Raw genomic sequence first — 21,949 nt, forward strand, 5'->3', positions numbered from 1 at the left:
CTGCACCCTCCTGACGAGGGTGGTCATAGCCAGCCGATCATCACCGACCCCAGCCGTCGTTGACCCGGCGGTGCCGCCCGGAGTCGGTCAGCGGGTCGACGGCCCGCAGGTGCCCCGACCGTCGCCACGACGGCTCCGGCAGCGACGACCCGGACAAGGCCTGCGTCGGGATCGGCGCGGTGAGCGGGTCGCGGTGGAACTCGGCCAGCGGATCCGTGCGCTGCGTGCCGAGGCGGTGCGCGGCGGACGGCTCGTGCTGGCGCTCCTGCCATCCACCCGTGCGCAGCGCGTGGAAGATCGGAGTCAGCAGGGCGTCCTCGTCGAGCGCATGCCGCCCGTCGTGGTTGCGCTCCCACTCGTAGCGCGAGCCCGTCCAGCGGTCCTGACCTATGGCGAGGTCGGTCATCTGTCACCTCCGTCGTCATCAAGTGCGCCCTGCCGGATGGACTGCTCGACCCCGTGGCCGCTGCTCCGTTCGTCGCACTCACCACCCACAACGGGGTCACACGAGGCGGGGAAACGGGCAGGACGCGGTCGTTACAGCAGAAACGCCCTGGTCCGCTCGTTCGAGTGGACGGGCGCCCCGGTCCCGCGACCCGGACGTATCCGCACCGCATCCGGATCTTGTGCGCGACCACTCGTCGGGGGCCGTATCCTCCGGGCCCTCGAAGCGTTGGGGCGCCGACCGTGACCGCGGACGGCTCGCAGATGCATCGAACGGCCGCGTATCGCGACACGCCCGGCGGTACGGGTCCGACCAGCGGCTCGACCCGTCTCCACTGCTCCATCCGGACGGTCCCGCGACCGTTCTGCACGCCCTGTGATCACACAACGTGGTGGGGACTCCTCGAACGGCCGCGCGAGACGCCGTTCGAAGGTCAACTACACGGGTGTGGTTCTGGTTTCCGTCACCGATCCTGCCGCGATGGGCGCCCGGATGGCCGTCCATAACCAACACGAATCCGACGGTGCTTGCCATGATCGGCAGCGGCACGGCGATCACTCCGGATACCGTGCGCGCGTGAGCGACGAACCCGCCGCACCGGCGCCCGTACCGGCCCCGCCCCTGGCGGCGAGCCCTCCACCGCCCGCGGCGGACCGCATCCCGACACCGCTGCGGGTCGTCTCCGACCTCGCCTGGCGGTTCCTCGTCATCGCCGCCGCGCTCGGCCTGCTGCTGTGGCTGGTCGTGCAGCTGCGGGTCGTCGTCATCCCCGTCGCGATCTCGGTGCTGCTGGCGGCGCTGCTCGGGCCGGTCGTCGTGTGGCTCGCCGACCAGCGCGTGCCCCGCGGCATCGCCACCGTACTGGTGCTGATCGGCGGCATCGCCCTGCTGGGCGGGTTGCTCACCTTCGTCGTCAACAACTTCATCGCCGGGCTCCCCGACCTGCAGACCCAGCTCACGGCGAGCTTCCGGTCGGTGCAGGACCTCCTGCAGGGCCCGCCGCTGAACCTGCCGGCCGACTGGCTGAGCAACGTCCCGGCCCAGCTCAACGAGGCGATCACGGCGAACCGGGAGGCGCTCACCTCCGGTGCGCTCAGCACCGCTGCGACCGTCGGCGAGGTCGTCGCCGGCATGGCGCTCGTCCTGTTCTCGGTGATCTTCTTCCTCTACGACGGGCCACAGATCTGGACGTTCCTGCTCCGCGCAGCGCCGCGACTGCGCCGTGAGCGGGTCGACGTGGCCGGCCGGCGGGCGTTCGCGTCACTCGTCGGCTACGTGCGGGCCACCGTGCTGGTCGCCATCGTCGACGCGGTGGGCATCGGCGTCGGTCTGGCGATCGTCGGGGTCCCGCTGGTGATCCCGCTGGCCGCGCTCGTGTTCCTCGGCGCGTTCATCCCCACGGTCGGCGCCGTGCTGACCGGGGCCATCGCCGTGCTCATCGCGCTGGTCGCGAACGGGCCGATCGCGGCCGTCATCATCCTCGCGGTCGTCGTCGGGGTGCAGCAGCTGGAAGGGCACGTGCTCCAGCCGCTGCTGCTCGGCCGGGCGGTCAGCCTGCACCCGCTGGCGGTCGTGCTGTCCGTCGCGGCCGGTGTGGTGGTCGCCGGCATCACCGGCGCCCTCCTGGCCGTGCCGCTCCTGGCCGTGATCAACACGGCGGTGCGCTCGCTCATCGCTCCCGTGGAGCAGACGCCGGTCGAGGTCGACGCCGTCAAGCCGCGGCACGCCCACCCCGTCTTCCCGGAGGCCGAGCCGGCACCACCGGGGTGGCTCGTGCGCCTGTGGCGGCGGCTCAACACCCGTCCCGCCGGCGAGGAACCCGCGGACGACTGAGCCGTCCAGCCGTTGCCGGCAGCCACCTCAGCGCATAGCGTGCCTGTGCGTGGCCACGATCATGTCCCTGCCGCAGGCGGTGGCCGAGCTCGTGCACAGCGGCGACACCGTCGCGCTGGAGGGGTTCACGCACCTCATCCCGTTCGCGGCAGGCCAGGAGATCATCCGCCAGGAGCGCCGTGACCTGACGCTGGTGCGGATGACCCCCGACGTCGTCTACGACCAGCTCATCGGCGCCGGCTGCGCCGCCAAGCTGGTGTTCTCGTGGGGCGGCAACCCCGGCGTCGGGTCGCTGCACCGCATGCGCGACGCCCTCGCCAACAACTGGCCCCGGCCGCTCGAGATCGAGGAGCACTCGCACGCCGGCATGGCCAACCGGTACGTCGCCGGCGCCTCCGGTCTCCCGTTCGCGATCCTGCGCGGCTACGCCGGCACCGACCTGCCGCTGCACACCCCCACGATCTCGACGGTCACCTGCCCGTTCACCGGCGAGGAGCTGGCTGCGGTCGCCGCGCTCAACCCGGACGTCGCGGTCATCCACGCGCAGCGGGCCGACCAGGCCGGCAACGTCCAGCTCTGGGGCATCACCGGCGTGCAGAAGGAGGCCGTGCTGGCGGCGAAGCGGTCGCTCGTCACCGTCGAGGAGATCGTCGACGAGCTCCCGCCGACGCCCGGCGCGGTCGTCCTGCCGACGTGGGTGGTCGACGCCGTCGCCGTCGCGCCCGGTGGCGCGGCCCCGTCCTACGCGCAGGGCTACTACCAGCGCGACAACGCCGCCTACCGCGCGTGGGACGCGATCAGCCGGGACCGCGCGCGGTTCACCGCATGGCTCGACGAGCTTCGGAGTGCCGCATGACCTGGTCCGGCGAGGAGATGATGACGGTCGCGGCGGCGCGCACCCTGCGCGACGGCCAGGCGTGCTTCGTCGGCATCGGGCTGCCGTCGCGGGCGGCGAACCTGGCGCGGCGGCTGCACGCGCCCGAGCTGGTGCTGATCTACGAGTCGGGCACCATCGGGTCACGGCCCGACGAGCTGCCGCTGTCCATCGGCGACGGGATCCTCGCCGACTCGGCGCTCTCCGTCGTCTCGGTGCCGGAGATCTTCAACTACTGGCTCCAGCCCGGCCGTATCGACGTCGGCTTCCTCTCCGGCGCGCAGCTCGACCGCTTCGGCAACATCAACACCACCGTCATCGGCGACTACGACGAGCCCACCGTCCGGCTCCCCGGCTCCGGCGGCGCCCCGGAGATCGCGGCGTCCTGCGGCGAGGTCGTCGTCGTGATGCGGCACGCCCGACGGGCGTTCGTCGAGGGCGTGGACTTCGTGACGTCCGTCGGGCACGGCAGCGGCCCGGGCGACCGCACCGCGCTCGGCCTGCGCGGCGCCGGCCCCACCCGCGTCATCACCGACCTCGGCCTGCTCGAACCCGACCCGGACACCGCCGAGCTCACCCTCGTCGCCCTCCACGAAGGCGTGTCGGTGGAGCAGGTGCGGGCCGAGACGGGCTGGGACCTCGCCGTCACCGACGACCTCGCCGTCACCGCCCCGCCGAGCGACCAGGAGCTCGCCACCCTGCGCAGCATGCGCACGGTGGGCGAGACGGGCTGAACACGTCCGATCCGTTCACGACGGCGGCCCGGCCGAGGTGCTGTCATCCAGGGATGTCCGACCTCACCTCGCTGGCCAACATCGGTCCCGCCATGGAGCGCGACCTGTCCCGCCTCGGGATCCGACGCGTCACGGATCTCGCCGGGCAGGACGCCGTCGAGCTGTACGAGCGCCTCTGCGAGCTCGACGGCCGGCGGCACGATCCGTGCGTGCTCGACACGTTCATGAGCGCCGTCGACCAGGCCGACGGCGCCCCGCCGCGCCCGTGGTGGACCTACACCCAGGAGCGCAAGCGGCTTCAGCGGTCCGGATGAGACATCATTTCCCCGACTCGCGGGGATGAGGCCGGTGCGGAGGGTGGGTATGGGCGGGGCTGTGGAGCTGCATCACGTCGTGGACGGTCCCGAGGGTGCACCGGTGCTGGTGCTGGCCGGGTCGCTCGGCTCGACGCTGGAGATGTGGCGGCCCCAGGTGGCGGCGCTCGCCGGGGCGTTCCGCATCGTCCGGCTCGACCACCGCGGGCACGGCGGCTCGCCGGCGCCGCCGGGGCCGTACCGGATGGCCGACCTCGCGGAGGACGTGCTGGCGTTGCTGGACCGGCTCGAGCTGCCCGCCGTGGCGTGGTGCGGGCTCTCCCTCGGCGGCATGGTCGGCATGTACCTGGGCTCGACGGCACCGGAACGCCTGACCAGCCTGACCCTCTGCTGCACCACCGCGCACTTCCCCGACCCGCAGCCGTGGGCGGACCGCATCGCCGCGGTGGCCGCCGGCGGCACGGAGCCGATCGCGGACGCCGTGGTGGCCCGCTGGTTCACGCCCGACTGGGCCGCGGCCCACCCCGACCAGGTGGCCGAGTGCCGGGCCATGATCGCGGACACCGACGATGCCGGCTACCTCGCCTGCTGCCAGGCGATCGAGGTCTGGGACCACCGTGACCAGCTGCGCTCGGTGGCCGTGCCGACGCTGGTCATCGGCGGGGCGGAGGACCTGGCGACGCCCGTCGAGCCGCACGCGCGCACCCTCGCCGATGGCATCCCGGGTGCCCGCCTCGAGGTCGTGCCCGGCGCGCACCTGGCGACGATCGAATCGGCCGAACGGACCTCCACACTCATCGCCGCGCACGCGTCGCCGTGATCTGACCGTGATCGTAATGTGATGTTTCCCTGACCCCCTGGCCAGGGACGGGGGTGGCCTGCTTTTCTCGGACCGTGATGAGCGAGCGCGAGCGCCACACCCTGGCCCACATCGAGCGCCACATCGCGGAGACCGATCCTCGGCTCGCGCGGATGCTGATCAGCCATCGCCTTCCCAGCCACGTCGCGCCGGTGCTGCTCCTCGCGATCGGGCTGGCCGTGATCCTGGTCGGCGGTGTGACAGCGTCGGTCCCGGTCGTGCTGAGCGGTGCTGCCACGGCGCTCGCCGCCCTCGTGCTGGCCGCGTTCCGCAGCGTGCGGATCGTCAGCATCACCTGACGCGAGCGCGACGGACCGGCACTTCGCGGAGGTCAGGTGTCGACGGCCGGTGCTCAGGTGTGCGCGAGGTCGGCGAACCGGCTGTAGTGCAGCTGGTGGGCCACCGTGATGGTGGCCTGCGGCCCGTTGCGGTGCTTGGCCAGGATCAGGTCGGCCTCGCCGGCGCGGGGGTCGTCGCGCTCGAACGCGTCGGGCCGGTGGAGCAGGATCACCATGTCGGCGTCCTGCTCGATCGAGCCGGACTCACGCAGGTCGGACAGCTGCGGGCGCTTGTCCGTGCGCTGCTCGGGACCACGGTTCAGCTGGCTCATCGCGACGATCGGCACCTCGAGCTCCTTGGCCAGCAGCTTGATCTGCCGGGAGAACTCCGACACCTCCTGCTGGCGGGACTCGACCTTGCGCCCTGACGTCATCAGCTGCAGGTAGTCGAGGATGATCAACCGCAGGTCGTGGCGCTGCTTGAGCCGCCGCGCCTTCGCCCGGATCTCCATGAGCGTGAGGTTGGGCGAGTCGTCGAGGTAGAGCGGCGCCTCGCTGATCTCGCTCATCCGGCGCGCCATGCGCGTCCAGTCGTCGTCGCTCATGCGGCCGGCGCGCATGTCGGCCAGCCGGATCCGCGCCTCGGCGGACAGCAGGCGCATGACGATCTCGGCCTTGCTCATCTCGAGCGAGAACACCGCGCTGGTCAACCCGTGCTTGATCGAGCACGACCGCGCGAAGTCCAGCCCCAGGGTCGACTTGCCCAACCCCGGACGGGCCGCGACCACGACCATCTGCCCCGCGTGGAGGCCGTTGGTGATGGCGTCGAGGTCGGTGAAGCCGGTGGGTACGCCCTGGGCGAGGCCGCCGCTGTTCTGGATGGAGTCGATCTCGTCCATCGTGGGCTGGAGGAGCTCCTCCAGCACCACGTAGTCCTCGCTCGCCGAGCGCTCCGTGACCTCGTAGATGGCCGCCTGCGCGCGGTCGACGACGTCGTTCACCTCGGCGCCCTCGGCACCGTGGTAGCCGAGCTGGACGATGCGGGTGCCGGCCTCGACGAGCCGGCGCAGGATCGCCTTCTCCGCGACGATCTCGGCGTAGTAGGCCGCGTTGGCCGCGGTGGGCACCGTGGCGATCAGGGTGTGCAGGTAGGGCAGCCCGCCCAGCCGGATCAGGTCGCCGCGGCGCTGCAGCTCGGCGCCGACGGTGACGGCGTCGGCGGGCTCGCCGCGGCTGTAGAGGTCGAGGATGCAGTCGTAGACCGTCTGGTGGTTGGGCTTGTAGAAGTCGTCGGGCCGCAGCACCTCGACGACGTCGGCGATCGCGTCCTTCGACAGCAGCATGCCGCCCAGGACGGACTGCTCGGCCGTGAGGTCCTGCGGGGGCTGCCGGTCGAACGTGCCGGACGGATCGGCCTCGCCGGAGGATCGAACCGGATACGGCCGCGCCGGCGCCGCGGGCCGATCGTCTGCCAGTGCCATACGCAGCGTCACCCCCTACCAACAGTCTATCGAACACATATTCGATCGTCACGTCCGACGTTCCGGCGACCGTGCGATGAACGGCAGACGTCGTGCGAATGGGCACGAGTCCCCGGGCGGCGAGGTTAGGGGCGGGCCGGTCCGGTGTCGAACCGCCCTGTGCACAACTGTGTGCACGGATTGGGGATCATGGTGCACAGGGGCGGGTCGACGCCGGGACCGACCTGGGGATGGCGTGTGAACAACTCAAAAGATCTCGCCGTTTCGGCTGGTCAGCGTGTTTCCACAGAATGTGGACAACTTTCTCCGGCGACACGCCGGGGGCGCTCCCTTCGGCGTGTCGCATGTCCACAGAGGTCTGTCACCCGCCGCATCTCGACGCTCGCTCACCGACACCGACGCAACCTTTCGGGCGTGTCGGAGGTGCGCCGAACGGTGCCTCCGGGACGGGCACGGGCGGCGGAGGCGGGCATACGACGAGGCGGGGTCCGACCATCTGGCCGGACCCCGCCTCGTGCACGCAGAGTGACGCCGAGCGTCAGCTCGCGACGACCTCCACGGCCGTCTCCACGGTGACCTCCGGGTGCAGCGCGATGCTGACCGGGTGGCTGCCGACCGTCTTGATCTGGCCGGGGATGGTGACCGCGTGCCGGTCGACCGTCGGACCGCCCGCGGCGCGGACGGCCTCGACGACGTCGGCCGGGGTGACCGAGCCGAAGAGCCGGCCCGAGTCGCCCGCGGCCTTCGCCTTCACGGTGAGGGTGAGGCCGCCGAGCTGCGTGGCGAGCTCCTTGGCCTGGCCGAGGTCACGGACCTGGCGGGCCCGCTGGGCCCGCTGCAGCGCGGCGACCTGCTTCTCCGCGCCTCGCGTGGCCGGGATGGCCAGCTTGCGCGGCAGCAGCAGGTTGCGGCCGTAGCCGTCCTTGACCTCCACGATGTCGCCGGGGGCGCCCAGGTTGGGCACGTCGGCGGTGAGGATGAGCTTCATCGTCGGTTCCTTGTCTGACCTTCTGCTAGCGCGCTGTCGACGTGTAGGGCAGGAGAGCGACCTCGCGGGAGTTCTTCACCGCGATCGCGACGTCGCGCTGGTGCTGCCGGCAGTTGCCGGTGACCCGGCTGGCGCGGATCTTGCCGCGATCGGAGATGAACTTCCGCAGCAGACCGGTGTCCTTGTAGTCGATGGACTGCGCCTTGTCCGTGCAGAACGCGCAGGCCCTCTTCTTGACCGGCTTGCGCAGGACGGGCTTGGGCATGGGGTGGTGCTCCTGGTGTGGCTCGATCCCGCCGTGCAGTGCACCGCGGGATGCGGATCAGAAGGGCGGCTCGTCGTCGACGGGACCGCTGCCGGCCGGCGGGGCCGAGCCCCACGGGTCGTCGGCCGGACCGCCGCCGTAGTTGCCGCCGCCACCGCCACCGCGGTTGCCGCCGCCACCACCGAAGCCACCGCCGTCGCCGCCGAAGCCACCGCTCCCGCTGCCGCGGCTGGTCTTGTTGACCTTCGCCGTGGCGTAGCGCAGGGACGGGCCGACCTCGTCGACCTCCAGCTCGACCACGGTGCGCTTCTCACCCTCGCGGGTCTCGAAGGACCGCTGCCGCAGCCGGCCGGTGACCATGACACGCATGCCGCGCGTGAGCGTCTCGGCGACGTTCTCGGCGGGCTGGCGCCAGATGTTGCAGCGCATGAACAGCGCCTCGCCGTCCTTCCACTCGCCGGACTGCCGGTCGAGCGTGCGCGGCGTGGAGGCCACCGTGAAGTTGGCGACCGCGGCACCGGACGGGGTGAACCGCAGCTCGGGGTCGGCGGTCAGGTTGCCGATCACCGTGATGACGGTTTCGCCGGCCATGGCTGCCTCAGCTCGCCGTCGCCGCGGGCGCAGCGGCCCGCTTCGGCTCGCGGCGCAGCACCTTCGTGCGCAGCACCGACTCGTTCAGGCCCAGCTGGCGATCCAGCTCGGCGACCGCAGCAGGCTCGGCCTCGACCTCGAGCAGCGCGTAGATGCCCTCCGCGTGCTTGTTGATCTCGAACGCGAGGCGGCGCTTCCCCCAGATGTCGACCTTCTCGACCTTGCCACCGGAGTTCTTGATGACGTTGAGGAATGCTTCAAGGGACGGCGTCACAGTGCGCTCGTCCAGGCTGGGGTCGAGGATAACCATCAGCTCGTAATGACGCATGAGAACCACTCACCTCCTATGGACTGGTCGGCCACGGTCGGGTACCGCAGCAGGAGGTTCTCACCGCACCCCGACAGGAATGGGCCGACGGCCCTGGCCGCCGGGTGCGACCTGCAACGTTAGCAGGGCGGCGGGTCGTCACCGGCCGCGGGTGGGGCCACCCGCTCGACGGCGGTCGCGAGCGTCCGCATCGAGCACGGCGCGTTGACCCCGCACGGCCGGCACCACCCCTCGCCCGGATGGTTCGCGGCGATGCGACCGGCGATGCCCGGGTCCAGCCGAGCGATCAGCTCGGGCACCTCCCAGCTCAACCACGACTCAGCCACGGCGCAGCTCGAACGCCACGCCCGGCGTGTGGCCGGATCGGTGCGCGCCGATGCGGCGCGCACGCGCCCACAGCGCAGTGATGGTTCCTACGATGGCCACGGCAATGCCCTTCCCTGCTACGGACGGGGGTTGCTCGGGCCCCGGCGGGTCGCACCCCGCCGGGGCCCTCTTCTCGCATGCTGCTCGGATAATATCCGAATCAGTTCACGTTCCACTAGGCCATTGTGGAATTCGACGTGCTCATGAGAGACTCATGCTCTCAGTGCCGATCGAGGGGGATCCCATGAAGCTCCACTGGCTCTGCAAGTCGGAGTTGTCTCGCAAGGAGGGTCAATGCCCGGCGATGTACCTGGGTGAGAACAAGAAGGTCATGGTCGGCCAGGGCAAGCTCCTCGATGCGGAGACGGCAGCGGAGTTGCGCCACGTGGCGAGCGACGAGGGTGGCCTGGCCTTCCCGACCGAGATGATGCTGCGCGCAGCGGCACTCGTGCTCGCCGAGCACGGGCGGCCGGCCATGCTCGCCGAGGTGGAAGCCTTCCTCGCAGAGCAGGCCGGAGGGAGCGCATGACCCGCTGGATCACCAGCTCCAGCGACCCCGCCTGGGCAGCCCTGTTCACCAGCTTCACCAAGTCGGCCTTCCGTTTGGAAGGCCAGCAGATCTACGACAGTGAGAGCGAGCGAGAGGACTTCGCCAAGTTCCTGGCCGGCGAACCGATCGATCCCAGCTTCTTCGAATGGGCTCGCCCGAAGATCACCGCGCAGATCGCGGCCGGCCGTCACCAGACCACGGTTCGTGTGGTGGTGGAACCGCAGACCGACTACACGCGGTTCGAGATGGCGACGTATCCGGAGTTCGTCGCGATGGGCGAGGACATCCGGGTCATCTCGGTGCAGGCCGGTGAGTGGCCGGAGGGCGTCCCGCGGCACGACTACTGGCTCTTCGACGACCGCGACGTCTGGCGCATGCACTACCGCGAGGACTGCACCTTCGCGGGCGCCGAACTGCTGGAAGGCGAGGACGTGATCGCCCAGCACCTACAGTGGCGCGACACCGCGATCGCCCTGTCGGTCCCACTGCACGACTACCTCGCCAGTCACCCGAACTGAGGAACGTACGACGGCTTGACCACACCCACTCCTCCCGCCGGCCGATTGGCCGGCGGGCTCGGCGCCCGGCTGCGTGCGCTTCGCGAGGCAGCCGGGTATTCCGGCGTGGAGTTCGCCGCTGCGCTCGGCGCCGGTTGGCGCCAGTCGAAGATCTCCAAGATCGAGACCGGCCGGCAGGTGCCGAGCGCCGCCGAGATCGCCGCGTGGGCGGCGCTGACCGGTGCCGATGCCGAGCCGCTCGTCGCACTGCGTGCCAAGGCATCGGCTGAGTTCCGGTCGTTCAGGGAGAGTGTCGCGGCTGCCGGCGGGTCGGTCGCCCGGCAGAACGAGATCGACGCGCTCGACCGCTCCAGCACCTCCATTCGCCAGTACCAGGCCGTGCTGATCCCCGGCCATCTGCAGACCCCCTCGTACATGCGCGAGATGTGGGCGGGCGACGAGGACCCGGCCGACGACAATTCACCGGAAGCGACCGACCGACTCATCGCCGCCAGGGTCCGCCGACAGGCCATCCTCTACGAGCCCGGCCGGGAGATCGTCCACGTGGTGAGCGAGGCCGTGCTCCGCACCCGTTACGGCAAGGTCACCCGGTCGACCTTGCGCGCCCAGCTCCTGCACCTCGCCGAGATGGCGGCTCTGCCGCGCAACACGTTCGGGGTGATCCCCTTCTCTGCGCAGTTCCCCGTCGCGGCCGGCGAGTTCGTCCTCTACGACCGCGACCTCGTGGTCGTGGAGTCCGCGGCCGGCGAGGTGCACGTCACGGAGCCCGACACCGTCGCCCGCTACGCCCGCTGGTTCGACCGACTCCTCGCCGCCGCCCTCACCGGGGACGAGGCGGCGGAGTTCTGCCGGGCCGTGGCGCGCGAGCTGGAGGCCTGACAGGACCGTCGGGGTCGGTCACTACGCTGGGCACATGCTCATCGGCGCCCATGTACGGGAGGACGATCCGGTTGCCTCCGCCACCGAGCGCGGCGCCGACATCGTGCAGATGTTCCTCGCCGATCCGCAGGGCTGGAAGAAGCCGCCCACCCATCCGCAGGCCGAGGAGCTGCGGACGGGCGACGTCGCGGTGGTGGTGCACTCCCCGTACGTGGTGAACCTGGCCAGCACGAACAACCGGATCCGCATCCCGTCGCGGAAGCTGGTGGTGCAGCACGCGGAGGGGGCGGCGGAGGTCGGCGCGATCGGGCTCGTGGTGCACGGCGGGCACGTCACCGCGAAGGACGACCCGGCGGTCGGCGTCGACAACTGGCGCAAGTTCATCACCCGCCAGGAGGACGAGGGCGGGTTCGCGGTGCCGATCTTCCTGGAGAACACCGCGGGCGGCGATTTCGCGATGGCGCGCCACCTCGACGCGCTGGACCGGCTGTGGGACGCCATCGGCGGCTTCGGGGTGGGGTTCTGCCTCGACACCTGCCACGCGTTCGCCGCAGGCCACGACCTGGTCGACGTCGTCGACAAGGTCAAGGCGATCACCGGCCGGATCGACCTGGTGCACCTCAACAACTCGCGCGACGAGTTCGGGTCCGGCCAGGACCGTCACGCCAACGTCACCGACGGCACCATCCCGCCGGAGCAGCTGGTGGCGGTGTGCGCCGCGGCGGGCGCACCCGTGGTGGTGGAGACGCCGGCGGAGGGCCAGGCCGACGACGTCGCGTACTTGCGCGAGCGGCTGGGGCAGTGACCCGGGTGGACGCCGGCCCGAGCCTGGCGGGCACCGGCGAACCGGGTGTCCGCACGCCCGCGATCGCGTCCACGGGCCCGTCGGTGGGCCGCGGACGGCTGCTGCTGGCCGTCGTCGTGCTGCTCACCGGGTTCACGCTGCTGCTCGGCTACGCCAACAAGGCGCGCTGCACCGGCCCCGAGTTCGACGCCGCCGGACGCAGCCAGCCCGACTACGACCTGCGCATCGACAAGGACGTCTGCTACTCCGACATCCAGCACCTGTGGTTGGGCCGGGACATCGACAAGCACGTCTTCCCGTACGTGCACGGCTCGATCACGCCGGACGGCCAGCTGCAGGGCGGCACCGTCGAGTACCCGGTGCTCACCGGGCTGCTGATCTGGGCCGGCGCGATCTTCGCCGGCAACGATGCCGAGTACTTGCTCGGCTCGGCGCTGCTGATGGCGCCGTTCGGCCTGTTCACGGGGTGGATGCTGGGTCGGCTGGCGCGGTGGCGGGCGCTGCTGTGGGCGCTGGGTCCACCGCTGGTGCTGTACGCGTTCCACAACTGGGACCTGCCGGTGGTGGCGTGCGCGGTCGCCGCGGTCTACGCGGTGCACGGCTGGCGCACGTCCCGGCCGCTGGCCGACCGGGCGACCGTCGCCGCCGTGCTGCTCGGGCTGGGGTTCGCGTTCAAGCTCTACCCGGGTGCGTTCCTGCTGCCGCTCGCGCTGTACGTGCTGGTCACGGCGACGCCGGGCCGGCTCGACTGGCTGGCGGCGCTGCGCGTGCCGGTGGCCGGTGCGGTCACGATCGTGCTGGCGAACCTTCCGTTCGTGCTCGCCGGATACGACGGCTGGCGGGCCTCGTTCACGTTCCAGCAGCTGCGCAAGGTGGACATCACCACCAACTCGATCTGGTACTGGGGGCTGCGGCCGAAGTCCGGCCCCGACAACGTCGAGTTCCAGCACTACATGGACGTCCTGTCGCCCACGCTCGTGCTCGCCTCGTTCGCGCTGGCCGCCGCGATCGGACTGTGGCGCTGGCGGCGCACGGGCGAGTACCCGTGGATCGGCGTCAGCGGTGCGATGCTGTGCGGCTTCCTGCTGCTGCACAAGGTGCACTCGCCGCAGTACACGCTGTGGCTCCTGCCGTTCCTCGTGCTGATGGCGGTGCCGTGGCGGTGGGTCGTCGCGTACCTCGCCGTCGACCTCGTGATGGGGATCGGGATCTTCCGCTGGTACTACACGCTGAAGGTCGGCGGCACCGGCATCGACGAGGGCCTCGCCGCGCAGGCCGTCGCCGTCGGGGTGTGGGGTCGCGCCGCGCTGCTCGTGGTGCTGTTCGTGGTGTTCCTGACGGTGCCCACGCGGCTCTCGACCGAGCGCGAACTGCAGGTCGGCGCGCGGTAGACCTCGACGCGTCGCCTCAGCCCGACCGGTTGCGGCTGCGGGTCCGCAGCGACCTCCCCGAGCAGCTGCTCGACGGGACGGTCCGCCGGCCGCTCGCCCACGGTCTGTGGGAGATCGTCGCCGTCGACAGCCCGGACCTGCGCCCCGTGGGTGCGACGGCCGGCGACGGCCGCGCTTCCGTGTACGGCGACGACGTCCGGATGCTGGGCGCCTGCGCTGACCTTCTGCCCCATGGGCCGTTCGGCCTACTCCGTGCTGAGGGTTTCCCGGGATTGCGTCGGTCGTCGCACGGCTGTCAGTGTCGGACGGGGAATCCCGGGTTTCGCGGAGGGGTACGGCATGGGCACCGTGGATCGGTAGAGGTGCATCTGCGCATCCACGCGGGGTCAGCACCGCGGGGGACGATCGCCCGGCCCTTCGCGGAGGGTCTGTGGGAGGTCGTCTCGGACCGTGACGCCGGCGGGCAGGCGGCCGACGTGGACGAGCTGTTCCGCCGCGCGGTCGCCGACGCCGTGGAGGCCCCGCACCGGCGGAGCGTGGTGCAGGCCCTGGGCGTGGAGATCGTGCAGGTCCACGGTCGGCACCCCGCGATGGCCGCCCACGTCCACGTCCTGCCCCGCCACCTCGACCTCCTGTTCGACGACGGGGCGCTGGTCGGCTTCCCGCTGCCCGACCTGCTCCTGGCGGTGCCGATCACCGGGTACAACCGGCATCCGCTCGTCGGCGCGCAGGTGCTGCAGGCGCTGCTCGACGAGGCCGCCGGGATCAGCACGCAGGTCTACTGGTGGAAGCCAACGGCGCAGGAGCTCGCACCACCTGTCGGCGCTCTTCGCCGCGGGCACCGGCCGGACCTGCGACCGGTGGCCGTGACACCTCGACGGAACGGCGGCACGGACGTGGTGGCGGACGCGGATTTCCTCGAGCTGTGCCAGCGGCTCTGACCGTCACCGCCAGGCGAACACCGGCTGCTCGAAGTGCGCCACCCTGGTGTCCCGACCGTGCAGCACGACCTCGCGGAACTGGTGCAGGATCGCGCCGGTCGGGGCGTGCACGAACCGGCCGAACAGCGGGACCTGGATCACCGGCCGATCGGACTCCGGGATCGTGACGAACCGCGGCTCCACGTCCACCACGTGCAGCGGAACGCGGTGCACCTCGCCCACCTCGTCGGGGTTCGGGGTGAGCGGGCCGGGCACGCCGGCCCAGAAGACCAACGGGGTGATCAGGTAGCCGGAGCGGCTCGCGTAGTCGTCGAGCGCGCCGAGCTCGGCACTGGCGGGCAGTTCCAGGCCCAGCTCCTCCGCGAGCTCCCGGCGAGCCGCGGCGGCCGCCGTTTCGCCGGGCTCCAGCCGTCCGCCCGGCAGCGCCCACTGGCCGGCGTGCCCGCGCAGGCCGGCGGCGCGCCGGGTCAGCAGGAACGCCGGCCCGTCGGGCTCCTCGACGACGGTGATCGCCACCGCGGCCGCCCGCAGATCGGGTCGGTCGAGGCCGCGTCGCTCGAAGCGCTGCATCGCGGCGGCGATCGACTGGTGGTCCACCGCTCGATCGTGCCTCACGAGGTGCCGCTGCCGACACCCTCGCGCACACGTCGATCCTGCGCGGTATCGATCCTGGAAGGAGACGTCGGCCACTCCGGATCGTCGGCGGAGACGCCGTCGGCCCGCACCGGGTCGGTCTCCGGTCGCAGCACCGAGCGCACCACCAGCACGCACAGGAACACGACCACGGCGTCCCGCACGAGCACGGCCCCGAAGAACCACTCCGGCGGCAGGCCCTTGTACTCCGGCGTCAGGTAGTAGTACATGCGTGGCGCCCACACCAGCGCGTCCACCGTCATCCAGGCCAGCAGCAACCGCCAGCGCGGCAGCGCGAGCACTGCGAGCGGGACGAGCCACAACGAGTACTGCGGGCTCCACACCTTGTTGACGAGCAGGAACGTCGCCACGACGAGGAACGCGAGCGACGCCACCCGGGGTGGGCGCGGGGCTCGCCACGCGAGAACGGCGATGCCGACGCAGCACGCCACGAACAGCGCAGCCGTCACGGCGTTGAGCACTGCCGGGGGCTGACCGGCGGCCAGCGGCCCGTCGAAGCCACGCCATCCGGTGAACCCGCTGACGATGAAGTAGAGCGAGTCCGGGTCGGCCGGGCGGGTCTGGTTGAGCCGGAAGAACTCCCACCACCCGGTCGGCCACGCCAGCGCCACGGGCAGGTTGATCAGCACGAACGTGCTCACCGCGGCGACGATCGTGCGCACCGCCGCCGCCAGGTCCCGCCGGCGCCAGCCGACCAGCAGGATCGGCAGCAACAGGAGCAGGGGGAACGCCTTGAACGCGCCGCCGATCCCGAGCAGCACACCGGCCAGCACCGTCCGGCGCCGCGACAGCGCCAGCAGCCCGGCCGCCGCGCACGCGACCGCCGGGGCGTCGAAGTTCGTGAAGACGTGCACCAGCACCAGCGGCGACACCGCCACCAGCACCGCGTCCCACGGCCGGCCGCGCCGCAGCGACTGCACCGCCCACACCACGACCAGCCAGGCCATGGCCAGCCAGAACGCCGTGATGTCGAAGTAGAGGACCACCGGCAACGCGGTCGGCAGCACCGGCACGAGCTCGACGAGCCCGAGCCAGACATCGGTCATGCGCGCGTTCGCGTACTGGAAGAAGCCGGTGAGGACCGGGTACTCCATGTACCGCGCGACGGACGTGCCGTCGGCGGCCGTCTCGAACCACGGATCGCGGTACGGCACCCCACCGTCGTCGACGCCCTCGAGGTGGTAGAGCGGGACGGTGTCGGAGTAGCACATCGCGACGTACTGGCGGTGGTCCCGCCAGTCGAGCGTCAGCTGCCCGTCGTCGGTGCGGTACTGCTGCAGGCACGGCGACTTGCCGAGCCACGCCAGCGCGAGCGCGACCACGCCGAACAGCAGCAGCACCCGCAGGGGCGTCCAGAACACGCTGCGGCCCACCAGCGCGTGCCGCCCCAGCGGGCCGCCGACCAGCCGGCTCGCGGCGGCCGCGAGCGGCTCCGTCCAGGACGGGACCACGCGGCCGGATGCGCGCTCCGGCCCCCCGACCGGACCGGTCACCGCGTGCGAGTCGGCGGAGGGCCGGTGGCCGCGGCGGTGCTCGGTGCGCGGCGGGACTGGGCGGTCCGAGCGGTCTGGGCGGTCGCGGGGGCCGGCTGGGCGGCGAGCGCCGACGGCGCTGCCGGGGCCGGGCTGCGCGGCGTGGTGGACCCGACCGGCACCTCGGTGGCGGTGCCGCTGCCGAAGTACGCGGCGTCGTTGTTGCCGTCGCCCCCGCGCTGGTTGCCGTTGTTGTCGCCGTTGTTGCCGTTGTCCCCGTCGCCGTTGCCGTTCTCGCCGTCACCGTCGCCGTCGTACTCCGGCGGATCCCCGATCGGGGTGAACTGCGGGAACTGCTCGACGGGCTTGCCCTTCAGCGCGGCGTTCATGAACTTCTGCCAGATCGACCCGGGCAGCATGCGCCCGTAGATCGGCCGACCGGCCGAGTTCTTGATGGGTTCGGACTTGTCGGTGCCCACCCACACCGAGGTGGCGATCTGCGGGGTGTACCCGACGTACCACGCGTCGCGGTTCTGCCCCTGGACCGACTCGAGCTGCGCCGTGCCGGACTTGGATGCGACCGGCCGGTCGCCCGCCAGCGCCACACCCGAGTGACTGGCCACGTCCATCATCGACGCCGTGACGTTGCGGGCCAGGTTCTCGTCGAAGGCCGGCACGCCCTGCGGCTTGTTCGCGTCGACGTCCCTGAGCACCTGTCCATCGGAAGTGGTGACCTTCTTGACGATGAAGGGCTGGTACCGCTTCCCGTCGGCCGCGAACGTGGCGTACGCGGCCGCCATGTCGATCGGGTGCACGTCCTGGTCACCGAGCGCGATACCCAGCCGGGGCTCGTTGGCCAGGTCCGCGGGGATGCCGGCGTCGTGCGCCGCCTTGATCACGTTCCGCACCCCGACCTTGTAGGCCATGTTGTAGAAGACGGTGTTCACCGAGTTCGTCATCGCCGTCTTGACGGTGCAGTTGTCGCAGTTGACGCCCTCGGAGTTGGCCACCTCGGTGCCCGCGATCGTCTGCGGGGACGACCCGTCGAACCGCGTGCCGAGCCCGATGTTGTCCTTGGTGTCCTGCAACCCGGCGGCGAACACGAACGGCTTGTACGACGAGCCCGGCTGGCGCATGCCGACACCGGCGTAGTCGAACGAGATGTTGTCGCCGCCGTAGTAGGCGAGGATCGCACCGGACGTCGGGTCGATCGAGGTCAGCGCATAGCGCAGGTTGGCGGGTTGGCCCTTCTTGACGGTGTTGACGGCGTCGACGGCCTCCTGCTGCGCGTCGGCGTTGATGGTGGTGACGACGGTGAGGCCCTGGGTCTCGATCTGGTCCTCGGTGATGCCCATGGCCTGCAGCTCGGCCTTGGCCCGGTTGTAGATGTGGAACTTGTCGTCGCCGGGGATGCCACCGCCGGCCTTCTTCGGCTCGATGGTCGCCGGGAACTGCATCGTGGCCCGCTCCGCCGCGGGCAGCCAGTTGTTCTGCACCATCTGGTCGAGCACGAAGTTCCAGCGCCGCTGGGCGTCGGGCAGGCTCTTCGCCGGGTCCCACTTCGACGGCGACTGGATCACGCCGGCGAGCAGCGCGGCCTCGCTCACCGAGAGCTGCTGGACGGGCTTGCCGAAGTACGCCTGGGACGCCGTCTGGATGCCGGACGCGCCGCGGCCCAGGTAGATGGTGTTGAGGTAGTTCTCGAGGATCTGGTCCTTCGTCTGCTCGCGGGAGATCTTCACCGCGAGCACGATCTCCTTGTACTTGCGCCACAGGCCGCTGAACCCGGTCGCCTCGTCCTGCCCGGTGCTGACCTTGATGTACTGCTGGGTGATCGTGGAGCCACCGCCGACGCCGCCGGTGACCTGGTTGTAGACCGCGCGCAGGATGCCGGTGAAGTCGAAGCCGGGGTTGGAGTAGAAGGTGGCGTCCTCTGCCGAGAGCACCGCGTGCTTGACCTGCTCCGGCACCTGGTCGATCGTGACCTTGATGCGGTTGCCGCCACCTTCCGGGCGCACCGTGGCCACCGGGGTCTTGCCGTCGTCGAACGTGAAGACCGCCTGCTGGGCGAGGGCGGCGTCGTCGGCCGTCGGCACCTTGAAGATCATCCAGCCGATGACGAACGCGAGGAACGGGACCAGGACCATCGCGCCGAGCACGCCGAGGGTCCAGCGCAGCCAGCGCCGGCGCGGCTTGCGCCCGCCGCCGTCGCCACCGGCAGCGGCGCGGTTGCGGCGGCCGGGCGGGCCGCCGGGGCCGCCCGAGCGGGCGACGACCGTCGCGTTGGGATCGTGCCGCACGGGCGGTCGCGCGGCCCTGGCCTGCCGGGCAACTGCGGCGGCGCCCGTCTCGTCGTGGGTGAGGAGCGGCATGTCGGCGGCGCGGTAGGGAGCGTCCGGCCCGGGCTGGGCAGCGGGAGGACGGTGCCGCTGCGGCGGCTGGCGCGGACCCGGCGGTGGCGGGCCGACCCGGGGCCGGCCCTGGGCCTGCGGGCCCTGCGGACGACCGGGTCGACGAGCGGGGCCGTTCCGTGGATCGCGTTGATCACTCACCGCATGTCCTCGTCACAATCTCGTCATTCGGCGACGGTCCGCCGCGAGGCGGAACGTCGGGGCTTGCCGGGGGGAGCTCCGGAGCCCGTCACGTACGACAGCACCAGATGGTTCCAGCTGCAGGTGCGGCACACCTCGACCAGGTACACGGAGAACTCGCCGTAGTGGTTCGCCAGCTCGTCGATCTCGGCGGGCTTGCGGGCCGATCCGGCCGCGTGCTTCAGCTCCTCGCCGAAGATCCACGAGACCAGTGCGAGCTTCTCCTTGCGGCAGACCGGGCAGGTCTGGTCGCTCTCCTCGCCGTGGAAGCGCGCCGCACGCAGCAGGTAGGGGCTGGCGTCGCAGACCTCCGCCGTACCTACCTTGCCGGAGTGGACGTCGGCGAGCAGCGCGCGGCGCTGCAACGCGTAGTCGACCACCTGTCGCTGGGTGCGCACCCGGCCAGGGTACGCGGCGGAGACGCCCGATCGGCCGCACCGTCCCACGCGCAGGTGATCTGCGGTGCCACGGGAAGCGACGAACGGTCGCGCCGGTCGAAGACGTGACGCCGATCTCGCAGCGCGGTGCGAACCCGCTGCGTCGCTACTGTTACGGACGGTTCTCGGCTGGACGACAGGAGTGCGACATGGGTCCCGAACCGGGCAGTTCGACGGTGCGTGTGGCGATCGTCGGAGTCGGCAACTGCGCCGCGTCGCTGGTCCAGGGCGTGCACTACTACGCGGACGCGGACCCCGCCACGCGCGTGCCCGGCCTGATGCACGTCGACTTCGGTGGCTACCACGTGCGCGACGTGCAGTTCGTCGCGGCGTTCGACGTCGACGCGAAGAAGGTCGGCACCGACCTGTCCGAGGCGATCGTCGCCAGCGAGAACAACACGATCCGCATCGCCGACGTGCCGCCGCTGGGCGTGCCGGTGCAGCGCGGCCACACGCTCGACGGGCTGGGCCGCTTCTACCGGGAGACGATCGAGGAGTCCGACGAGGACCCCGTCGACGTCGCGCAGGTGCTGCGCGACACCCGCGCCGACGTGCTCGTGTCCTACCTGCCGGTGGGCAGCGAGTCCGCCGACCGCTTCTACGCGCAGTGCGCGATCGACGCCGGCGTGGCGTTCGTCAACGCGCTGCCGGTGTTCATCGCCTCCGACCCCGTCTGGGCGGACAAGTTCCGGGCGGCCGGGGTGCCGATCGTCGGCGACGACATCAAGAGCCAGGTGGGCGCCACGATCACCCACCGCGTGCTGGCCAGGCTCTTCGAGGACCGCGGGGTGCAGCTGGACCGCACGATGCAGCTCAACGTGGGCGGGAACATGGACTTCCTGAACATGAAGGAGCTGGAGCGGCTGGAGTCGAAGAAGGTCTCCAAGACGCAGTCGGTGACCAGCCAGGTCGACCGCGACCTCGGCAAGGAGAACGTGCACATCGGCCCGTCGGACTACGTCGCGTGGCTCGACGACCGCAAGTGGGCCTACGTGCGGCTGGAGGGACGCGCGTTCGGCGACGTGCCGCTGAACCTCGAGTACAAGCTCGAGGTGTGGGACTCGCCCAACTCCGCGGGCATCATCATCGACGCCGTCCGCGCCGCGAAGATCGCGAAGGACCGGGGGATCGGCGGCCCGCTGCTGTCCGCGTCGAGCTACTTCATGAAGTCGCCGCCCGAGCAGTACAGCGACGACGTCGCGCGCGCAGCCGTCGAGGAGTTCATCCGCGGCGTACGTGAGCGCTGAAGTACTTCCACTTCGACAACCTTTTCAGGAACTCGCCCCGGGAACGGTCACGGCCGGATTTCACTCGTCAGGACCAATCACAAGCGGGTAACTGCGCGATTTGTCGGTGCAGGTCACAGCGTTGGCGCACGATCTTGGTCTGCGTCACACAATAGTTGGTACGTTCGGAGCAATTGACCATGTGATGACGGTCACATGCGAGTGGTTGCTTTTCTGAGAGTTCCGTCATACGAATCTCGTTTATCGGTTCGTAATGTTCCCGCTCGGCCTCGTGGAGCCGGCGCTCATCCGGAGCGACGGACACGAGGTCACCGCCCGGACAGGCGTGCCGGGGTGCGGACCGGCTCTCGCAGCGACCCCGCACGTCCTCCCCGCACGCCGTCGGCGTCCCTCCCCCGAGGACGCGAGCCGGCCGTCCGGCGGTGCGAACCCGAGGAACACCCCGTGCCCCAGCACAACCCCGGCCCGGCTCCCCGCCGGTCGCTCGGCCTCGCCGTCGCCACCACGACCGCGGCCGCTCTCACCGCTCTGCTGCCGGCGACCCCGGCCGCCGCCGCCCCCCAGCGGCCCGTGCCCGTCGTCCCCGTCAGCGAGCCCGTCGCCGTCGAGGTCGCGCCCATCGCGCTCCCCGACCCGGCCGCGCTGACCCGCTCGATCGCCGACATCAACAGCCGCGTCGAAGCCGCTCGCGTCGCCGCCCGCAACGCCGGCGCCATGTCCAGCGCCATGAGCAAGCTCGGCAAGCCCTACGTCTACGGCGCCACCGGACCCAACGCGTTCGACTGCTCCGGTCTGGTCGGCTGGGCCTACAAGCAGGTCGGCGTCTCCCTTCCGCGCACGAGCTCGGCCCAGTCGCGCGTCGGCACCCCCGTCGCCAAGTCCGACCTGCGGCCCGGTGACCTGGTGTTCTTCTACAGCCCGGTCAGCCACGTCGCGATCTACATCGGCGGCGGCAAGGTCGTGCACGCGAGCACCAGCGGCCAGCCCGTGAAGATCTCCGCCCTGAACACGATGCCGTTCAACTCGGCCCGTCGAGTCTGAGCGCCGACGGCGTTGCCCGAAGGGCCCCCGCCGGAGGAGCCCGGCCTGAACGGTCTGACGCTCCCGG

The 21,949-nt window shown here is 71.1% G+C and carries 25 protein-coding genes; 14 read left to right on the top strand and 11 right to left on the bottom strand.

Features of this window, described 5'->3' with window-relative positions; translation table 11 throughout:
• Positions 1-40: 40 nt before the first annotated feature.
• The gene (locus tag ACQEVB_RS06920) at positions 41-406 is read right to left on the bottom strand and encodes a hypothetical protein (RefSeq protein WP_432966592.1); all 366 of its coding nucleotides are present in this window, start codon (positions 404-406) and stop codon (positions 41-43) included.
• A 615-nt stretch (positions 407-1,021) separates the two neighbouring features.
• Here ACQEVB_RS06920 and ACQEVB_RS06925 point away from each other — a divergent pair.
• From ACQEVB_RS06925 to ACQEVB_RS06950, 6 genes are all read left to right on the top strand, one after another.
• Positions 1,022-2,278 (top strand): AI-2E family transporter, encoded by a 1,257-nt coding sequence (locus tag ACQEVB_RS06925; protein WP_432966594.1) that lies wholly within the window; start codon positions 1,022-1,024, stop codon positions 2,276-2,278.
• A 61-nt stretch (positions 2,279-2,339) separates the two neighbouring features.
• Positions 2,340-3,134 (top strand): CoA transferase subunit A, encoded by a 795-nt coding sequence (locus ACQEVB_RS06930; RefSeq protein WP_432980189.1) that lies wholly within the window; start codon positions 2,340-2,342, stop codon positions 3,132-3,134.
• On the top strand, positions 3,131-3,886 hold the full coding sequence (locus ACQEVB_RS06935; protein ID WP_432966596.1) for a CoA-transferase subunit beta: 756 nt from the start codon (positions 3,131-3,133) through the stop codon (positions 3,884-3,886). Before ACQEVB_RS06930 ends, ACQEVB_RS06935 begins: the two co-directional genes overlap by 4 nt.
• 53 nt (positions 3,887-3,939) lie before the next feature.
• Entirely contained in the window at positions 3,940-4,200 is a 261-nt protein-coding gene (locus ACQEVB_RS06940; protein ID WP_432966598.1) for a helix-hairpin-helix domain-containing protein, read from the top strand.
• 49 nt (positions 4,201-4,249) lie between these two features.
• Positions 4,250-5,020 carry a 3-oxoadipate enol-lactonase gene (gene pcaD, locus ACQEVB_RS06945; protein WP_432966600.1) on the top strand — a complete coding sequence of 257 codons (771 nt, stop codon included), beginning with the start codon at positions 4,250-4,252 and terminating at the stop codon, positions 5,018-5,020.
• Positions 5,021-5,097: 77 nt separating this feature from the next.
• Positions 5,098-5,358, top strand: a complete 261-nt coding sequence (locus ACQEVB_RS06950) for a DUF3040 domain-containing protein (RefSeq protein WP_432966602.1) — start codon at positions 5,098-5,100, stop codon at positions 5,356-5,358.
• Positions 5,359-5,411: 53 nt separating this feature from the next.
• On the opposite strand, the gene dnaB is transcribed toward ACQEVB_RS06950, so the two are convergent.
• From dnaB to ACQEVB_RS06980, 6 genes are all read right to left on the bottom strand, one after another.
• Positions 5,412-6,818: a replicative DNA helicase gene (dnaB, locus tag ACQEVB_RS06955; RefSeq protein WP_432966604.1), complete on the bottom strand. Its 1,407-nt coding sequence runs from the start codon at positions 6,816-6,818 to the stop codon at positions 5,412-5,414.
• A gap of 538 nt (positions 6,819-7,356) precedes the next feature.
• Positions 7,357-7,806, bottom strand: coding sequence for a 50S ribosomal protein L9 (gene rplI, locus ACQEVB_RS06960; RefSeq protein WP_432966606.1), 450 nt, complete (start codon positions 7,804-7,806; stop codon positions 7,357-7,359).
• Between the two features lie 25 nt (positions 7,807-7,831).
• Complete coding sequence (gene rpsR / locus ACQEVB_RS06965) at positions 7,832-8,071, bottom strand: 30S ribosomal protein S18 (protein ID WP_432966608.1); 240 nt, start codon at positions 8,069-8,071, stop codon at positions 7,832-7,834.
• Between the two features lie 57 nt (positions 8,072-8,128).
• A complete protein-coding gene (locus ACQEVB_RS06970) occupies positions 8,129-8,662 on the bottom strand; it encodes a single-stranded DNA-binding protein (protein ID WP_432966610.1) in 534 nt (177 codons plus the stop codon).
• Positions 8,663-8,669: 7 nt separating this feature from the next.
• The gene (rpsF, locus tag ACQEVB_RS06975; protein ID WP_432966612.1) at positions 8,670-8,990 is read right to left on the bottom strand and encodes a 30S ribosomal protein S6; all 321 of its coding nucleotides are present in this window, start codon (positions 8,988-8,990) and stop codon (positions 8,670-8,672) included.
• A 119-nt stretch (positions 8,991-9,109) separates the two neighbouring features.
• A complete protein-coding gene (locus ACQEVB_RS06980; RefSeq protein ID WP_432966614.1) occupies positions 9,110-9,316 on the bottom strand; it encodes a hypothetical protein in 207 nt (68 codons plus the stop codon).
• A gap of 284 nt (positions 9,317-9,600) precedes the next feature.
• Here ACQEVB_RS06980 and ACQEVB_RS06985 point away from each other — a divergent pair, with 284 nt between their 5' ends.
• The 6 genes from ACQEVB_RS06985 (at position 9,601) to ACQEVB_RS07010 (ending at position 14,440) form a co-directional block, all read left to right on the top strand.
• Entirely contained in the window at positions 9,601-9,885 is a 285-nt protein-coding gene (locus ACQEVB_RS06985) for a hypothetical protein (RefSeq protein ID WP_432966616.1), read from the top strand.
• Positions 9,882-10,424 (top strand): DUF6879 family protein, encoded by a 543-nt coding sequence (locus ACQEVB_RS06990; protein WP_432966618.1) that lies wholly within the window; start codon positions 9,882-9,884, stop codon positions 10,422-10,424. Before ACQEVB_RS06985 ends, ACQEVB_RS06990 begins: the two co-directional genes overlap by 4 nt.
• A 15-nt stretch (positions 10,425-10,439) precedes the next feature.
• Positions 10,440-11,303: a helix-turn-helix domain-containing protein gene (locus ACQEVB_RS06995; protein ID WP_432966620.1), complete on the top strand. Its 864-nt coding sequence runs from the start codon at positions 10,440-10,442 to the stop codon at positions 11,301-11,303.
• A 34-nt stretch (positions 11,304-11,337) separates the two neighbouring features.
• Positions 11,338-12,108, top strand: coding sequence for a deoxyribonuclease IV (locus ACQEVB_RS07000; protein ID WP_432966622.1), 771 nt, complete (start codon positions 11,338-11,340; stop codon positions 12,106-12,108).
• Positions 12,105-13,499 carry a glycosyltransferase family 87 protein gene (locus tag ACQEVB_RS07005; RefSeq protein WP_432966624.1) on the top strand — a complete coding sequence of 465 codons (1,395 nt, stop codon included), beginning with the start codon at positions 12,105-12,107 and terminating at the stop codon, positions 13,497-13,499. Before ACQEVB_RS07000 ends, ACQEVB_RS07005 begins: the two co-directional genes overlap by 4 nt.
• A gap of 362 nt (positions 13,500-13,861) precedes the next feature.
• Positions 13,862-14,440 (top strand): hypothetical protein, encoded by a 579-nt coding sequence (locus tag ACQEVB_RS07010; RefSeq protein WP_432966625.1) that lies wholly within the window; start codon positions 13,862-13,864, stop codon positions 14,438-14,440.
• Between the two features lie 3 nt (positions 14,441-14,443).
• On the opposite strand, the gene ACQEVB_RS07015 is transcribed toward ACQEVB_RS07010, so the two are convergent.
• The 4 genes from ACQEVB_RS07015 to ACQEVB_RS07030 form a co-directional block, all read right to left on the bottom strand.
• On the bottom strand, positions 14,444-15,010 hold the full coding sequence (locus ACQEVB_RS07015; protein ID WP_432980192.1) for an NUDIX hydrolase: 567 nt from the start codon (positions 15,008-15,010) through the stop codon (positions 14,444-14,446).
• Positions 15,011-15,051: 41 nt separating this feature from the next.
• Positions 15,052-16,587: a glycosyltransferase family 87 protein gene (locus tag ACQEVB_RS07020; RefSeq protein WP_432966627.1), complete on the bottom strand. Its 1,536-nt coding sequence runs from the start codon at positions 16,585-16,587 to the stop codon at positions 15,052-15,054.
• Positions 16,584-18,938 carry a transglycosylase domain-containing protein gene (locus tag ACQEVB_RS07025; protein ID WP_432966629.1) on the bottom strand — a complete coding sequence of 785 codons (2,355 nt, stop codon included), beginning with the start codon at positions 18,936-18,938 and terminating at the stop codon, positions 16,584-16,586. Before ACQEVB_RS07025 ends, ACQEVB_RS07020 begins: the two co-directional genes overlap by 4 nt.
• Before the next feature lie 203 nt (positions 18,939-19,141).
• Positions 19,142-19,555, bottom strand: coding sequence for a DUF5318 domain-containing protein (locus ACQEVB_RS07030; RefSeq protein ID WP_432966631.1), 414 nt, complete (start codon positions 19,553-19,555; stop codon positions 19,142-19,144).
• Positions 19,556-19,743: 188 nt separating this feature from the next.
• On the opposite strand from ACQEVB_RS07030, the gene ACQEVB_RS07035 reads away from it, so the two are divergent.
• Both ACQEVB_RS07035 and ACQEVB_RS07040 read left to right on the top strand, forming a co-directional pair.
• Positions 19,744-20,841, top strand: a complete 1,098-nt coding sequence (locus ACQEVB_RS07035) for an inositol-3-phosphate synthase (RefSeq protein ID WP_432966633.1) — start codon at positions 19,744-19,746, stop codon at positions 20,839-20,841.
• A gap of 444 nt (positions 20,842-21,285) precedes the next feature.
• Positions 21,286-21,882, top strand: a complete 597-nt coding sequence (locus ACQEVB_RS07040; RefSeq protein WP_432966635.1) for a C40 family peptidase — start codon at positions 21,286-21,288, stop codon at positions 21,880-21,882.
• The last annotated feature ends 67 nt before the right edge of the window (positions 21,883-21,949 follow it).

Source organism: Pseudonocardia sp. CA-107938 (assembly GCF_050936315.1).
In the GTDB taxonomy this organism is placed as follows: Bacteria; Actinomycetota; Actinomycetes; order Mycobacteriales; family Pseudonocardiaceae; genus Pseudonocardia.

Bases quoted from the DNA above. Each gene is read 5' to 3' on its own strand.
- dnaB (WP_432966604.1), bottom strand. From the start codon at position 6,818: ATGGCACTGGCAGACGATCGGCCCGCGGCGCCGGCGCGGCCGTATCCG.
- ACQEVB_RS07035 (WP_432966633.1), top strand. From the start codon at position 19,744: ATGGGTCCCGAACCGGGCAGTTCGACGGTGCGTGTGGCGATCGTCGGA.
- ACQEVB_RS06930 (WP_432980189.1), top strand. From the start codon at position 2,340: ATGTCCCTGCCGCAGGCGGTGGCCGAGCTCGTGCACAGCGGCGACACC.
- ACQEVB_RS07000 (WP_432966622.1), top strand. From the start codon at position 11,338: ATGCTCATCGGCGCCCATGTACGGGAGGACGATCCGGTTGCCTCCGCC.
- ACQEVB_RS06935 (WP_432966596.1), top strand. From the start codon at position 3,131: ATGACCTGGTCCGGCGAGGAGATGATGACGGTCGCGGCGGCGCGCACC.
- ACQEVB_RS06990 (WP_432966618.1), top strand. From the start codon at position 9,882: ATGACCCGCTGGATCACCAGCTCCAGCGACCCCGCCTGGGCAGCCCTG.
- ACQEVB_RS06920 (WP_432966592.1), bottom strand. From the start codon at position 406: ATGACCGACCTCGCCATAGGTCAGGACCGCTGGACGGGCTCGCGCTAC.
- pcaD (WP_432966600.1), top strand. From the start codon at position 4,250: ATGGGCGGGGCTGTGGAGCTGCATCACGTCGTGGACGGTCCCGAGGGT.
- ACQEVB_RS06985 (WP_432966616.1), top strand. From the start codon at position 9,601: ATGAAGCTCCACTGGCTCTGCAAGTCGGAGTTGTCTCGCAAGGAGGGT.
- rplI (WP_432966606.1), bottom strand. From the start codon at position 7,806: ATGAAGCTCATCCTCACCGCCGACGTGCCCAACCTGGGCGCCCCCGGC.
- ACQEVB_RS06940 (WP_432966598.1), top strand. From the start codon at position 3,940: ATGTCCGACCTCACCTCGCTGGCCAACATCGGTCCCGCCATGGAGCGC.
- rpsR (WP_432966608.1), bottom strand. From the start codon at position 8,071: ATGCCCAAGCCCGTCCTGCGCAAGCCGGTCAAGAAGAGGGCCTGCGCG.
- ACQEVB_RS06970 (WP_432966610.1), bottom strand. From the start codon at position 8,662: ATGGCCGGCGAAACCGTCATCACGGTGATCGGCAACCTGACCGCCGAC.
- ACQEVB_RS06950 (WP_432966602.1), top strand. From the start codon at position 5,098: ATGAGCGAGCGCGAGCGCCACACCCTGGCCCACATCGAGCGCCACATC.
- ACQEVB_RS07015 (WP_432980192.1), bottom strand. From the start codon at position 15,010: ATGCAGCGCTTCGAGCGACGCGGCCTCGACCGACCCGATCTGCGGGCG.
- ACQEVB_RS07025 (WP_432966629.1), bottom strand. From the start codon at position 18,938: ATGCCGCTCCTCACCCACGACGAGACGGGCGCCGCCGCAGTTGCCCGG.
- rpsF (WP_432966612.1), bottom strand. From the start codon at position 8,990: ATGCGTCATTACGAGCTGATGGTTATCCTCGACCCCAGCCTGGACGAG.